The sequence below is a fragment of the Phycisphaerae bacterium genome (assembly GCA_041652575.1).
Lineage (GTDB): Bacteria > Planctomycetota > Phycisphaerae > Sedimentisphaerales > UBA12454 > UBA12454.
In genome coordinates this window covers 21,781-35,448 of the sequence record JBAZHC010000020.1, presented here as the reverse complement: position 1 = coordinate 35,448, position 13,668 = coordinate 21,781, and the positions used below count along the sequence as shown (strand labels likewise).

The window sequence follows — 13,668 nt, the reverse complement described above, 5'->3', positions numbered from 1 at the left end:
ACTTTATTGGGGGATACAATGTGAAAACTTGCCATAATCAAAAACGATGACGGCAAAATATCGAAAAATTACAAGGTCCTATAATTTAAAATTAAATAATTTTATACCTTATAGGGCATTTTTTGTAAAGTATTTATTTATAGGGAGTTATGAAAAAGCAAACGTAACGTCCTATAAAATAATAATAAACAAGAAAAAAACAGGGGAATCTTATTCCCCCCAAAATACCACTTTTGCCTTGATTTACATTATAGGACGCGATAAAATGTATAAAGTTATATAAGGTTAGGAGTTTGGAAGGGCGAGAAAACATAAAAAGTCCCCCAAAGCTCCCTGTATATAGTGTATAGCGTACCGAACAGTGAAATTCCGAGTACGCTGTGAAAAAAGGAGTGTTTTTTTCTGCGCGTATGGTGGAAAGGGCAAAAGAGAAATCTGCGCGAGGGAGCGACTCTGTCAAGGGTGATGCTATGACCACATCCAGGTCTCAGCTTGTGCGCAGCGAGTTCGTCATCGGCACATCGCCGGCATTCAACTCTATTCTCGAAACAATCAATACTGTTGCTTCAAGACAGTGCTCCATGATAATCAGCGGCGAGACCGGCGCAGGCAAGGAGATGGTTGCCCGCCGAATACATACCTGCAGCGACAGGGCGGATAAAATATTCGTGCCGGTTGACTGCACAACATTAACTGGACAATTATTCGAAAGCCAGTTATTCGGCCACGTCAGGGGAGCGTTTACCGGCGCCATAAGTGATACGGTAGGTTTTTTCAGGGCGGCCGATAAGGGAACAATATTCCTCGACGAAATCAGCGAAATCCCTCTCGACCTCCAGGCGAAACTTTTGCGCGTTCTTCAGGAATCGATGGTTGTACCGGTCGGCTCGGTGAAATCATATCCGATAGATGTCCGGGTTATCTGCGCGACGAACCGGAACCTGAAACAACAGGTCGATGACGGAAAGTTCCGCGCGGATTTGTACTACCGGCTTAATGTCGTAACTGTTAATGTGCCACCGCTTAGAGAAAGGCCGGAAGATGTTCTTTGTCTCGCTGAATATTTTCTCGCCCGGCAGGCGGAGTTGTACAGCGAACCTTACAAGGTTCTAAGCGATGAGATTAAAAAACTGCTTGTCAATTATCACTGGCCGGGCAATGTGCGCGAGCTTGCCAATGTAATGGAAAGAGCGTATGTTTTAACTGAGACTGAACAGATTACGCCTGCATCGCTTCCTACTGATATTCTCATAGCGACCCCCACGCGGGATGGCAAAGTTCGTCTGCCGACACTCGATGAGGCTCAGCGGAAAGTTATTATCCAGGCTCTTAATGCTGTAAGCGGCAGGAAAATGGCGGCGGCAAAAATCCTCGGCCTCGAAAGACGAAAACTTAACCGCCTGATGCAAAGATATAATATTTCGCAGCCGCAGGCGGAATAATCTCCAAAATTTTCATTTCAGAATAAATTTTTCCGCGCCGGTGCTTTTTATCAGTGTGTTTTTATTATCGGCAGGGATTAGTATCGCCTCGGTGTTATCCATCTTTTCGATAAGCTCAAGTCCTTTTTGTACCCCCAGTACGCTTACCGCGGTTGAAAGAGCATCGGCTTGTGCGCCATTTGCGGTAATAATCGTAACGCTTGCGAGCCGGTCGACACTTTCTTCCGTTGCAGGATTGAAGATGTGACTGAATTGACGGCCGCCGATTTTATAAAATCTTTCGTAGTTGCCGCTGGTTGAAACAGCCATATCGGGAATAACAAGTTTTGCAGCAGTTTGATTGTTTTCGAGCTTTGCGGGGTTTTGAACGCCTATAATCCATTTTGTGTTTTTTTCTGTTATGCCGAAGCATCCAATTTGGCCGCCGAGGTTAACTAATCCGCCGAGCGTTCCGTGTTTTTTCATTTCGGCCACGGCCTTGTCCGCCGCGAATCCTTTGGCGATGGCGCCCAAATCCAGACTAATACCTTCTGCTGCAAAACGGATTGAAAAATCATTGACATCTAAAATCAATTTGTCGCAGCCGATTCTTTTTTTCACCTCCGCAAGCTGTTTATCTGTTGGCATCGAGTTTGCCTCTGCACATTTTTTCCACAAATCCACCATCGGCCCTACAGTAATATCGAAGGCATTATCGGTTATTTTGCTGTAATGGACGGACATCTGCAGAATATCGAAAAGGTCTTTATCGATTTTGACGGGTTCTTTTGCCGCCAGCCGGTTGACTTTTGAAAGCTGCGAATTCGGGTCGTAACGGTTCATCAGTTTTTCAAGGCGATATATCTCTTTAAAAGCGGCATCTATGCCTGATTGTGCGGTTTTTTCATCTGGCGCGACCGCGATGATATTCGCGATGGTATTCATCACAATCCTGTTGGGGCTTTCGACCGAAACGAGCCTTTGATTTTGTATTCTGGTTGTCAGCAGATACAAAATAAAAATCGCCGCCAGTATAGCCGTCAGGAATTTAATTTTCTGAGATTTCATTTTTTCAATTATAATGTTAGAATGGGCTTAATGAAAAACAAAAAAATTACTATTTTGACTGATTTAGTAGAGCAGCAGCTCCTGCCGTTTGTCAGAATGCCTTCGCGCTATATTGGCGGCGAAGTCAACCAGATAAAGAAAGACCTCGACAAATGCGATTTGAAAATCGCACTGTGTTTTCCCGATGTTTATGAAATCGGGATGAGCCATACGGGTATGGCGATTGTCTATGAAGTTCTGAACCGATTGCCGAACGTCGCCGCCGAGCGGGTTTTTCTGCCCTGGCTCGATGCGCAGGAGGTAATGAAACAAAAAAATATTCCGCTCTACAGTCTCGAATCAAAAGCAGCGGTTAAGGATTTCGATGTTCTGGGGTTCAGCCTGACCAATGAACTATGTTATACGAATGTCTTAAATGCTCTCGACCTTGCCGGGATTCCATTCAGAAGCAAAGACAGGGATGAAGCATATCCGTTAATATTGGGCGGGGCTGGAATGGCAAACTGCTGCGAACCGATTGCGGACTTTTTCGATATGTTCCTGCTCGGTCAGGCCGAGGAGGCTGTCGCTGAGCTTGCAAAATTTCTGATTGAAAACAAAAACACGGCAAGGAAAGCTGTTTTAGCGAAAGCCGCTGAAAAATTTCCATTTATTTATGTGCCGTCGCTTTATAACGAAAAGTCTTCACGGATTTCCGACGCTGTTGTTGACGACCTTAATACTTCCATTGTGCCTGAAAAGCCGATTGTGCCTTTTACGCAGGCGATTCACGAGCGGATAAGTATCGAGGTTATGCGGGGCTGTCCCGGCAGATGTAATTTCTGCCAGGCAAGTTTCTGCCGCAGACCCATGCGGTTTCGCAGTCCGCAGAGAATTTTTGAAATCGCAAAAAAAGCTTACGAAGCGACCGCCTTCGATACAATCAGCCTTTTAAGTCTTTCGACCGCGGATTATCCTTATCTCGAAGAGACAGTTGCGATGCTCAACGAATATTTTGAACCGCGCAAGGTTGGAATTTCTCTGCCGAGCCTTCGTGTCGATGTGCAGCTCAAACTTTTGCCGAAACTCGCATCGTCGGTTCGCAAAAGCGGCCTGACAATCGCTGTTGAAGCCTCAAGTGAGAGACTTCGTAAAATCGTCAATAAACCTATAACGAATGAAAATCTTTTTGCCGCCGTCGAAGAAGCGTATAAGCAGGGCTTCGAAAGTGTAAAACTTTATTTTATGGTTGGCCTGCCCGGCGAGACAGAGGAGGACATAAAAGGTATTGTAAAACTTTCCCTCGAGCTTGCGGTATTGCGAAAAAAGGTTTGCAACAGGGTGGCCAATATAAACGCCGCGATAAGCTGGTTTGTGCCCAAGACCCATACGCCTTTTGGCTGGCAGGGGCAGCAAAACGAGGAATATTTCAGGAAGGCAAAGGATATAATTTTCGAGGAGAAACGAAAACTCGGCGCAAGATTTTTAAATTTCAAATTCCATAATATCCAGAGAAGTCTTTTGGAATCAGCCATCGGCAGGGGCGACAGGAAACTGGCTGATGTGATTGAATTTGTTTATAAGAGCGGTGCAAAATTCGATTTGTGGGACGAATGTTTCAATTTTTATTTGTGGCAAACGGCTTTTGAAAAATTCGGACTCGATTTGAACAAGCTTGCGGCCAGAAAATTTGAGACTGATAAAATTCTGCCGTGGGAGCATCTCGGCGGCCCGGATAAAGAGTATCTGCTGAAATATTTGCAGGATTAGACTGCTTATTTTTGACAGGGTTTCTGGAATTTTTTCAGGCCGCTCGGTTCCTGCAGCCCGCCTTTCTTGCCGGATTTCTGGAAATCTATAATCGCTTTGGCGGCCATTTCAGGGTCATCGCAAACGGAAAAGACATCCATATCCTGCGGTTCGATATAATTATGTTTGCCGAGCATTTCTTTTTTCATCCAGTCTACCAGCCCCGACCAGTATTCACTGCCCATAAGAATCACAGGGAAATACGCCTGTTTGAATGTTTGTATCAGTACAAGGGCTTCGGTGAATTCATCCATTGTGCCGAACCCGCCTGGAAAAACAATGAAACCGTTGGCGTATTTCAGGAACATTACTTTTCTGCAGAAGAAATACCTGAAATGCAGCGACATATTCTGATGTTCGTTCGGCATCTGTTCATGCGACAGCTCTATATTCAGGCCGACGCTTTTTCCGCCGACCTGAGCGGCGCCTTTGTTTGCGGCTTCCATTATTCCGCCGCCTCCGCCGGTGATAATCGCATAGCCTGCCCCGGCCAGAATCGCCGCCGTTTCTTCCGCGAGCCTGTAATATTTATCGTCCGGCTTTGTCCTTGCCGAGCCGAAAAACGAAACAGCGGGCCCGATTGTCGCAAGCTCTTCGAATCCTTCGACGAACTCAGCCATTATTCTGAATACCCGCCAGGTTTCTTCGGTCGCTACGCCAAATCTCGCAATTTTTTCGCTCATTTTATTACCTTTCTTTTTAGCCGCTAAGACACCAAGGCACAAAGTTTTTGTATTTATATCATTTTTTTAGTGTCTTAGTGCCTTTGTGGCTATTTTCCTTTACCAGAGTTCCGGATTATCCGCTGCCGGGCAGTGTTTTGCAATCGGGCAGATATCGCATTTCGGTTTTCGTGCCTGGCATATATTTCTGCCGTGAAAAACAATCAAATGACTGAAAAGCGTCCAGTTTTTCTTCGGCACAATTTCCATCAGGTCGAATTCGAGCTTCACAGGATCGCTGTTTGCCGAAAGCGCAAGCCTTCCGCTCAACCTGATTACGTGCGTATCGCATACGATACCCTGTATGTCGAATGCATTGCCGAGAACAACGTTGGCGGTTTTTCTGCCGACGCCGTTGAGCTTCAGCAGCTCGTCCATTGTATCAGGAACTTTACCGCTGTAATCGTTAATTATTTTTTGGCAGGCGTTTTTTATATTAAAAGCTTTGTTTCGATAAAAGCCCGTGCTTTTTATATCCTGCTCGATTTGTTCAATCGGCGCATCGGCCCAGTCTTTTACAGTTTTGTATTTTTTGAAAAGAGTTTTTGTAACGATATTTACCCTTACATCGGTACATTGTGCCGAGAGAATCGTCGCGATAAGAAGCTCGAGAGGATTGTTATGCTCCAGTGCGCATTTGGCCTGCGGATATGTTTTTTTTAGTATCGGCCAAATCGCTTTTATTCGTTCAGTCGCTTTTTGTTTGTCTATTTTTTGTTTAGCCATAACATAAATCTTTCGTACCGAATAAAATGTATATCGATTTTCTGCGATGTTTAATTTTTATCCGGCAGAGTTTGCAGATATTCCCTTAATTTCCCGCCTATCAGATTTCCTCGGAGCTTAACCGGCGTATCTTTTCCGGGCAGCAGTAAAACCGTAACCGGCACAGCCGGCTCGTTATAAATTTCCTTCAGAGCCGCCGTCGCGGGATAATCGAACTGCGTCGTATCGGCTTTGATTGCGAACACGCCTTTTTGTTTTATCAAATCAGCGATATCGCGTTTCGAATAAACTGTTTTGTCGAGAATTTTGCACGAGAAGCACCAGTCAGCGGTAAATTTTATCAGTATAGGTTTCTGCTCCTGCTGCGCGGCAGAGATAATTTTTTCATCGTAATTCTGCCAGTTTATAAGTTCCTTTTTTGGTTCAGCCAGGAAGATAAAACCGGATATAACCGCCAGCGCGATTGCGGCCAGTCTTATCAGCCATTTTTTTGCCCTGGGTGTGTTATACTCGACCCATACGCCCCACATCCATACGCATACCGCAAGTATGACGGCATAATAGAGGATATTTATAATTCTTTCCGGCGGTATCGCTTCGAGCAGCTTTACGCCGATAGCGAGCAGAATGAAACCAGTGGCGTGTTTGAAAAGTTCCATCCACCTTCCCGGCTTTGGAATTTTTTCGAGCAATTTCGGGATGCTTGTCAATATCACATACGGCAGAGCCATACCGAGGCCGATAAGCAGTATTGTAATTGTGGCGAATGTTATCGGCTGAGTTTGCGCCCAGGCAAGGACGAATGTCAGTATCGCGAAACTGCACGGCGTGCTGAGAACCGCCGCCAGAAATCCCATACCGACCGAGCCTGCAAAGCCTCCGTTTTGTTTACCGGTGCCGCTGACCGATGCGGGTATGCCGAATGTAAACAGGCCGAACATATACAGCGCCAGCACGACCATCAAAAGCACCATCGCCGCGACGAAAGCCGGATTTCTGAACTGGTCTCCCCACTGGAAAACCATACCGAAACCGAGCTTGAGAACAATATTAACAACCGCCAGTACCGCAAAGAAAAGAATTATTCCTATGGCGAAAGCGATGCCCAGCATAATGCTTTTTGCCCTGCTTTTTTCCGCCCCACTGACAAGCCGCATCACGATAATCGGCAGAATCGGCCAGACGCACGGCATAACGTTAAGCAATAGTCCGGCTAATATCGCAAGCGGTAAAACGATATGCGTAGCCGTTGCGGCGGCGTGGTTGGCTCCGCCAATATTACAATCCCCCTTGCGGGGACTTTGGCGGGGTTCAACTGGCACTGAAAACGCAGGCGCATTCATCCCGGCGGATGCCGAGATATCGAGTTTCTTCGCAAGCTCATAGGATATCGGCTTGCATAACTGTTCCGAGCAGGACAGGCCGGTTATAACGACCTTAACTTCGGTATTGGCGCTGTTTGCCTCCGCGGTAAAAGGAATGAAAACACTGAAGTTTCCGCTGTAAACCTCAAGCTTTTTTCCGGTAAACTTATCGAAGTACGAATGACTCTTCGGCCAAACAGGTTCGGAGAAAATCAGCCCCTGTCCTCTGGCGACAATCTTCAGGCTCATATCCTGCGGTGCGGTTTTTTCATCAGCGTAAAAATGCCAGTCTTTGGCGAGGTTGAATGTTATCTGGATGGAACTGTTTGTCTCGGGGGCGACGGATTCGTGCTGGAAGCCGATTTTTACCTCGGCGAAGTTAGCATCCTTGATTTGGTCGCTCGCCGCGGCAGGAAATGAAATCGCAGTCATTACAGTAACTGCCAATAGTAACAAATACGTTTTGCTCACTTTTCCCTCACCAGACAACTATACCGGTTTTTACTCAAAATTTCATTTGTCGCAGGTTTCCTGAAAACAAATAAATGTTCATGCATAATCAAATAAAATTTGATTTCTATCGCTTTATTTTTCCATCGGCCTGTTGCTGAACAATTATGCTGAACCTTTATTATATCTTCTTTTAGAACAAAACCAACTTTTAAAAACCGCTGCATAACATTAAATGCCAACGGCACAAAGTGCCTGCTCTTGCGTGTATCGCCTATGAGTATTGCACCGTATTTATCCGGTTTTAATACCCTATAAAGTTCTTTTGCCACCTTTTCAATTTCATCACAAAACATTGGCATACTACCGATATTGGAAAGATCGCCGTCAACTTGACCGTCTGAATATTTAATAATATTCAGATAAGGCGGATGCGTAAGAATTAAATCAATACTGTCGTCTTTGATAAACGATAAGTCTCTTGCGTCGCCGGTTTTAACAATCTGGTTACTTGCAGGATGATGATTGAATTTTAAGGCCTCTTTTGTAATTTCTATTGCTTTGGGGTTAATATCAAGACCGATTGCATTTCTGACAAGCAGTTTTGATTCAATAAGCGTTGTCCCGCCACCAACCATTGGATCCAAGATGGTATCGCCTCTTTTAGAGTACATCTCGATAATGTTCCTTGCAATCTGCGGTGCAAAGTTCCCTCGATATGTTGGCTTATGCGTCGCCCAATTCCCTCGCTCCGGAAATGACCAAACTGTGGTAAATTCAATACCACAACGGATTTGTTTAAATCTGTCTTTCTCTAAAACCGCCGTTGACATAACACAACTCCTTTATTTATACGACTTTAAAAATAGATCAAAAAGATCGCCAATATTTTGGCGGATCGTAGATCGATTTTAGGAAATGATCAAGGGAAAAATTTAAAATTTGTAATGGCAAGAGATATTTAATAGGTTGGTTCAAATTTTAATTTTTGCCGCATAAGTTTGTGAATGCTGATTAGAAAGCTCGTCATAACTTAAAAATTCAACATATTTGCGGACATCTTTGAAGGCAGTCATATCAACACTTTTTTTAAATTCATCTTGACGGGCATCGTCAGCAACAATAAACATCTTTGTTCTGAAATCCTGAAGTTCCACGAATTTCAGTAGAGAATTTTTGATATTTGTTGAGTGTTCAATTTCGAAAAGTGAGTACGGCATTTTTCTTTCATTAAACCAGATAACATCAACCGTCTTTGCCTGTGAGATAAATACATCATAGCTGAATTTATAAATTTCATTAATTGAGGCAATTTTGCCGAGTTTTGTTTTTCCAAGAAACATTTTGTTTTTGTCTTGATTTGGTACAAATGTTTCAAAATTATTTAGTTTGCCGAGTTCCAGCAGAAGACCTTGATAATATGTATGGCTATATGTGTCCTTTGCATGTTTGGAAGCTTGCGGTTTCAATTCTACCGGAAGTTGGTCTTTGTATTCTTTTAACGCCCAAAGTCCAGGCCTAATTTTAAAAATTTCCGGTCTAGTTTGAACAATGCGCCGCATTGAAGCAAAAGGCGTTTTCGTTTCCCAGTCCACGTTTGGAATTTTCAAAACATTCTGATATAAATGCCCTAGCGTCGCGAATCCGCCATTAGTTTTCATAACTTTTATGACAGCTTCATATTGTTTCATTTCGTCATGGCTTCCAATATTAGTTTTTTTAATCTTCCATTTTTCTATAGTTGTTATCATTGTTAAAAACTTTTATTAACCGCCAACCGGTTAATTTGTTTTTTCCTGTTCGGCCTTGAGTAAGTCGCCTACGGTCGGTTTGTTTAAACTTCCACCGTCAAGTATGGTTTTTACCTCGACAGCATCGAGCGTTTCATATTTCAAAAGCGCCTCGGCTATCGCCTGCAGTTTATCGCGATTAGCCTGAAGCAGTTCCTTACTCGAATTGTATGCCTGGTCTATAAGTTTTTTCACTTCCGCGTCGATAGTTTCCGTGGTTTTTTGAGAATGTTCCTGCCCCGGCAATCCGAAGTATGTTTCCTGATTCTGTATGCTGTAATCAATCGGACCGACGGCATCGCTCATTCCCCATGTCTGCACCATTTCCCTGGCGATTGCCGTTGCCGTCTGTATATCCGCCTGCGCTCCGCTCGATATATCGTCACAAAAAAGTTCTTCCGCCAGCCGGCCGCCGAAACACACCTGCAGTTGTGCCATACAGTATTTTTTCGTATAGTACGTCCTGTCTTTTTCCGGCAGTGAAAAAGTCGCTCCGCCCATCGGCCCCCGCGGGATAATACTTACCTTGTGCAGCGGGTCGGCATCCTTAATCACCGACTGTATCAAAGTATGGCCTGCTTCGTGATATGCGACCATTTTTCTTTCCACCAGGTCGATTGCTCTGCTGCGTTTCTTTCGGCCCCAGCGGACTTTGTCTCTGGCCTCTTCGAGGTCTTCCATCTCGACGAAATCCTTATTATTCATTGTCGCCGATATCGCGGCTTCATTTATAATAGCCTCAAGGTCTGCACCGCTGAACATCGGCGTTCCGCGGGCTACTCTTTCAAGTTCGACATCCGGTCCCATTTTTATTTTTCGTGAGTGAATCCTGAGTATCTCAGTTCTGCCTTTAACATCCGGCAGGGGGATATAAACCTGTCTGTCGAATCTGCCCGGCCTCGTCAGTGCCTTGTCGAGTATATCGCCGCGGTTCGTTGCGGCCATTACTATAACCTGGTCGTTCGTATCGAAACCGTCCATCTCAACGAGGATGGCGTTTAATGTCTGTTCCCTTTCATCGTGTCCGCCGCTGACGAATCCCGGCCCGCGTTTTTTGCCGATAGCGTCAATCTCGTCGAGGAATATGATACAGGGTGAATTGTCTTTTGCGGATTTGAACAGGTCGCGCACCCGTGAAGCGCCGACGCCGACGAACATTTCGACGAAATCACTGCCCGATATACTAAAGAAAGGCACATTGGCCTGTCCGGCGATTGCCTTTGCCAGCAGTGTTTTGCCGCAGCCGGGCGGGCCTACGAGTAATACTCCGCGGGGTATTCTTCCGCCGATTTTATGAAATTTTTTCGGATGTTTCAAAAACTCGATAATCTCGGCGACTTCTTCCTTTGCTTCGTCAATACCGGCCACGTCGTCGAATGTTACCTTCATTTGTTCTTTGCCGTGCATTTTGTGTTTGCTTCTGCCGAAATTCATCAGCATTCCGCCGGGACCGTTGCGGGCGTTTCTTATAAAAATAAAATAGACGAACGCGAACATCAGAATCAGCGGCACCAGCCAGCTCAGCAGCGGCAGTAATATCTGCGGTTCGGCGAAAGTCCATTTAACCGGCGTCGGAGCCGTCTGAATCTTCGCGATTAAATCTGTAAATGCCTCCGAGCGATAACCTGTTTTGAATGTCTTCAGCGCCTTTTGCGGCCGCGAACTTATACCCGCTGCGTTGAATTTGCCGGTTATTTCGGTGTCCCCGATTTCAATACTTTCTATTTTGCCTTCGGCCAGGTATTTCTCGAACTCGTAGTTTTCGATTTTTTCCTGCATGGAATAACGGCTGAACATCGACGCGAGAGCGAAAACGGCCAGTATCATCAAAAGCCAGTTTAACGGCTTATTGCGCTGAATACCGGCAGGACCGTTCAGCGGACTCAATGGTTTTTTTGTATTTGGTTTCTTTTTCTGGTCCATCCCGTTAGAAATCTTTCTTTATTATCTTAAATCTTATTTTACCCCGTTAGAAATGTTTTTTCCATTTATGATTTCTAACAGGATCCATATTTTTCGTATTTCTTTTATCGATTGCGCGGTTCGTTTTATACAGCGTTGTACGGCTGCGTTTATTACCATTCTTTCTGCATTTGTTCTACGATTCTCTCGGCGAGTTTGTTTGCGGCAATTTTTGTGCCATACTTAAAGTCCTGCTGCTGGAAATCGGAATAACTTGCCGTTGCCGCTGCCGTCGAATTTTGAATCAGGTACTGGCCGGTTTTAAGATTTTTCCAACTGAATTGGACGGAAACTTCGGTCTGGCTTTCCAGTGCTCTGCCGCTCGACCGTTCAAGCGTAAGCGCCGCGTTATTTATACCGGTAATTTTGCCGCTCAATACCGTATCGGCCCTGCTTTTATCTGAAACTATCCTGTATGGTGTTTCAGCATCGATACGTTTGGCAATCGCATCGGTAAGGTCGTATTCAAGGTCTCTCTGAAAAGTCGCATTGTCGAACATCTCGACATAAATACTTTGCACATCGTCAGGATATAAAGACTGATTGGTATATCCGCCGCAGCCGGCCAGGAATAGAATAAAGAACATAGAACACAGAACACAGAGTACAGAATTCTGAGTCTTGAGTCCTGATTTCTGATTTCTAATCATAATAACAGTCCTTTCCAGTTTATTTTCTTCTTTTTGGCAGACTGTAGTTGAGTTTGTCTTTCCAGTTCTTTTTTAATTTCAGGCAGTTTCTGCTCAGCCGTCTTTGTTGCACTGCTGGCGGGCCATTCGTCTATTATTCGCTGATAATATAAATTCGCGGCGGTGTAACTGCCGGTTCGGTTATAATAAGCGGCAATTGCCAGTTCCTTTTGAGCGATTTTTTCATCAAGCTCATTCAATTTTTCATTCAGCTTAAGCGGCTGGGCCGATTCAGGATATCTCTTGATATATTCAGAGTAATAACTTTTTGAACTTATCAAGACCTTCCCGTCAAAATTGGGGCCCCTGTAATCTTTTTCGAGACTTCTCGCCATTCCCATCAGCGACTCTTTGCCGATATCGCCTGTCGGCCAGCGGTTGGCCGCATCGGACCAGGCCAGATAAGCCTCATCGTAAGCGCCTCTTTTTTCTCTGGTCTGGGCCAATGTCTCCAGCGCCCTTTTGGCGATAGGTGAATTGCCCGCTCTGTCGACGATTTTGTTCATTATCTCGCTGCCTTCTTCATACGCATACAGCTTGAACACCTTTAACACAGGTCTTTTCTGGCCATTAAGAAAAGCCGTCGCTATCTGATATTGCCTTTCCATCGCAGACTGACGAAGGGGGCTTTGCGGAAATTGCTCGATAAAATTATCATAAGCCTTTGCCGCATCGGAGAATTTGCGATTGGCATACAGCAATTCGGCTTTCACATAAGCATCGAAATCGTCACCGGCAAGTTCCGGAAACTGTTTCTTGAGGTCGCTAAAAGCCTTTTTAGCTTTTACCGCCTTGCCGGTCGAAACGAATTGCTTTGCCTGCGTTGCGGCGGACACAAAAGCGCTGTCGCCCTGTTCGTTTACAGGCTGCCAATCCTGATTACTTCCCAGCCGCCATGTCTCGGCAAAGCCGATAACAGCTAAACCCAATACTGCTAATAGAATAACTCCCTTTTTTTTCATATATTTAGACTCCGAATCCATTAGCCTGACATTATATCCAAACCCATCAGACTTGCAAATCTTAAACCTTGTCCCTTCAGGAGTTTGTCTAATCCCCAAATAAGAAAATACCCCGAAAAAACAGCGGCAGCAGCCCCGACATTATCTTGTGGCAACCCCTTTCCTAAACCCATAATTGTTAGATATTTATAAAATATTTATAAAAATTAACAGAAATTGCTTGATTTTTCAGCGTTTTATGGTAAAATACCCATAAGTCAGGTTAAAAGTGAATATTTAACCCCGATTAGATAAGTCTCGCCTATGGGCAGAATATCACGGGGCAGACACATGCCGGCCTCAATAGGTGCGGGCCGAATACACCATTTCTCAAACCCCAAACTCCCAATTTCATCATTTCATCAAACCCAAATTAATTTTAAGGAAATCAATATGAAAAATGTACCATTAGACAACCTGCGTCGCCAAAAAATCAGTAATCGAACGGCGGACATTCCGAAAAAATACCGCAAAATTTACAAACAAGCGGTCGAGACAAATAACAAATCGGCGGCAATCAAGGCTTTTTGCCTCGAATGCGTCGGCTGGCAAAAAAAGGAGGTAATAAATTGTTCCTGTTTGGCATGCCCATTGTTCGGCTTAAGACCCTTTATGGAATCTCGCCAACTCCTGAAAAAAAATACCAATTGTAATTAAATCCGAAGCACTAAATCCTAAATTCGAAAC

The 13,668-nt window shown here is 44.7% G+C and carries 12 protein-coding genes; 3 read left to right on the top strand and 9 right to left on the bottom strand.

Annotated features, from left to right (window positions below; translation table 11 throughout):
- Positions 1-470: 470 nt before the first annotated feature.
- Positions 471-1,442: a sigma-54 dependent transcriptional regulator gene (locus tag WC496_12040; GenBank protein MFA5293746.1), complete on the top strand. Its 972-nt coding sequence runs from the start codon at positions 471-473 to the stop codon at positions 1,440-1,442.
- Positions 1,443-1,454: 12 nt separating this feature from the next.
- On the opposite strand, the gene WC496_12035 is transcribed toward WC496_12040, so the two are convergent.
- Positions 1,455-2,489 carry an FAD:protein FMN transferase gene (locus tag WC496_12035; GenBank protein MFA5293745.1) on the bottom strand — a complete coding sequence of 345 codons (1,035 nt, stop codon included), beginning with the start codon at positions 2,487-2,489 and terminating at the stop codon, positions 1,455-1,457.
- A gap of 30 nt (positions 2,490-2,519) precedes the next feature.
- Here WC496_12035 and WC496_12030 point away from each other — a divergent pair, with 30 nt between their 5' ends.
- Complete coding sequence (locus tag WC496_12030; protein ID MFA5293744.1) at positions 2,520-4,238, top strand: TIGR03960 family B12-binding radical SAM protein; 1,719 nt, start codon at positions 2,520-2,522, stop codon at positions 4,236-4,238.
- Between the two features lie 5 nt (positions 4,239-4,243).
- On the opposite strand, the gene WC496_12025 is transcribed toward WC496_12030, so the two are convergent.
- The 8 genes from WC496_12025 to bamD form a co-directional block, all read right to left on the bottom strand.
- Complete coding sequence (locus WC496_12025) at positions 4,244-4,960, bottom strand: TIGR00730 family Rossman fold protein (protein ID MFA5293743.1); 717 nt, start codon at positions 4,958-4,960, stop codon at positions 4,244-4,246.
- Between the two features lie 99 nt (positions 4,961-5,059).
- The gene (nth, locus tag WC496_12020; GenBank protein MFA5293742.1) at positions 5,060-5,725 is read right to left on the bottom strand and encodes an endonuclease III; all 666 of its coding nucleotides are present in this window, start codon (positions 5,723-5,725) and stop codon (positions 5,060-5,062) included.
- 50 nt (positions 5,726-5,775) lie between these two features.
- Positions 5,776-7,560, bottom strand: coding sequence for a cytochrome c biogenesis protein CcdA (locus WC496_12015; protein ID MFA5293741.1), 1,785 nt, complete (start codon positions 7,558-7,560; stop codon positions 5,776-5,778).
- On the bottom strand, positions 7,557-8,372 hold the full coding sequence (locus WC496_12010) for a DNA methyltransferase (protein ID MFA5293740.1): 816 nt from the start codon (positions 8,370-8,372) through the stop codon (positions 7,557-7,559). Before WC496_12010 ends, WC496_12015 begins: the two co-directional genes overlap by 4 nt.
- A 141-nt stretch (positions 8,373-8,513) precedes the next feature.
- The gene (locus WC496_12005) at positions 8,514-9,290 is read right to left on the bottom strand and encodes a hypothetical protein (protein ID MFA5293739.1); all 777 of its coding nucleotides are present in this window, start codon (positions 9,288-9,290) and stop codon (positions 8,514-8,516) included.
- Positions 9,291-9,320: 30 nt separating this feature from the next.
- Entirely contained in the window at positions 9,321-11,252 is a 1,932-nt protein-coding gene (gene ftsH, locus WC496_12000) for an ATP-dependent zinc metalloprotease FtsH (protein ID MFA5293738.1), read from the bottom strand.
- 152 nt (positions 11,253-11,404) lie between these two features.
- Positions 11,405-11,941 carry an LptE family protein gene (locus WC496_11995; protein ID MFA5293737.1) on the bottom strand — a complete coding sequence of 179 codons (537 nt, stop codon included), beginning with the start codon at positions 11,939-11,941 and terminating at the stop codon, positions 11,405-11,407.
- The gene (bamD, locus tag WC496_11990) at positions 11,938-12,942 is read right to left on the bottom strand and encodes an outer membrane protein assembly factor BamD (GenBank protein MFA5293736.1); all 1,005 of its coding nucleotides are present in this window, start codon (positions 12,940-12,942) and stop codon (positions 11,938-11,940) included. The genes WC496_11995 and bamD overlap by 4 nt, the downstream gene beginning before the upstream one ends.
- 432 nt (positions 12,943-13,374) lie before the next feature.
- Between bamD and WC496_11985 the strand changes: the two genes are divergently transcribed.
- Positions 13,375-13,638: a hypothetical protein gene (locus WC496_11985; protein MFA5293735.1), complete on the top strand. Its 264-nt coding sequence runs from the start codon at positions 13,375-13,377 to the stop codon at positions 13,636-13,638.
- The last annotated feature ends 30 nt before the right edge of the window (positions 13,639-13,668 follow it).

Coding starts and splice junctions, on each gene's coding strand:
- WC496_12040 (MFA5293746.1), top strand. CDS start 471: ATGACCACATCCAGGTCTCAGCTTGTGCGCAGCGAGTTCGTCATCGGC.
- WC496_12035 (MFA5293745.1), bottom strand. CDS start 2,489: ATGAAATCTCAGAAAATTAAATTCCTGACGGCTATACTGGCGGCGATT.
- WC496_12030 (MFA5293744.1), top strand. CDS start 2,520: ATGAAAAACAAAAAAATTACTATTTTGACTGATTTAGTAGAGCAGCAG.
- WC496_12025 (MFA5293743.1), bottom strand. CDS start 4,960: ATGAGCGAAAAAATTGCGAGATTTGGCGTAGCGACCGAAGAAACCTGG.
- nth (MFA5293742.1), bottom strand. CDS start 5,725: ATGGCTAAACAAAAAATAGACAAACAAAAAGCGACTGAACGAATAAAA.
- WC496_12010 (MFA5293740.1), bottom strand. CDS start 8,372: ATGTCAACGGCGGTTTTAGAGAAAGACAGATTTAAACAAATCCGTTGT.
- WC496_12005 (MFA5293739.1), bottom strand. CDS start 9,290: ATGATAACAACTATAGAAAAATGGAAGATTAAAAAAACTAATATTGGA.
- ftsH (MFA5293738.1), bottom strand. CDS start 11,252: ATGGACCAGAAAAAGAAACCAAATACAAAAAAACCATTGAGTCCGCTG.
- WC496_11995 (MFA5293737.1), bottom strand. CDS start 11,941: ATGATTAGAAATCAGAAATCAGGACTCAAGACTCAGAATTCTGTACTC.
- bamD (MFA5293736.1), bottom strand. CDS start 12,942: ATGAAAAAAAAGGGAGTTATTCTATTAGCAGTATTGGGTTTAGCTGTT.
- WC496_11985 (MFA5293735.1), top strand. CDS start 13,375: ATGAAAAATGTACCATTAGACAACCTGCGTCGCCAAAAAATCAGTAAT.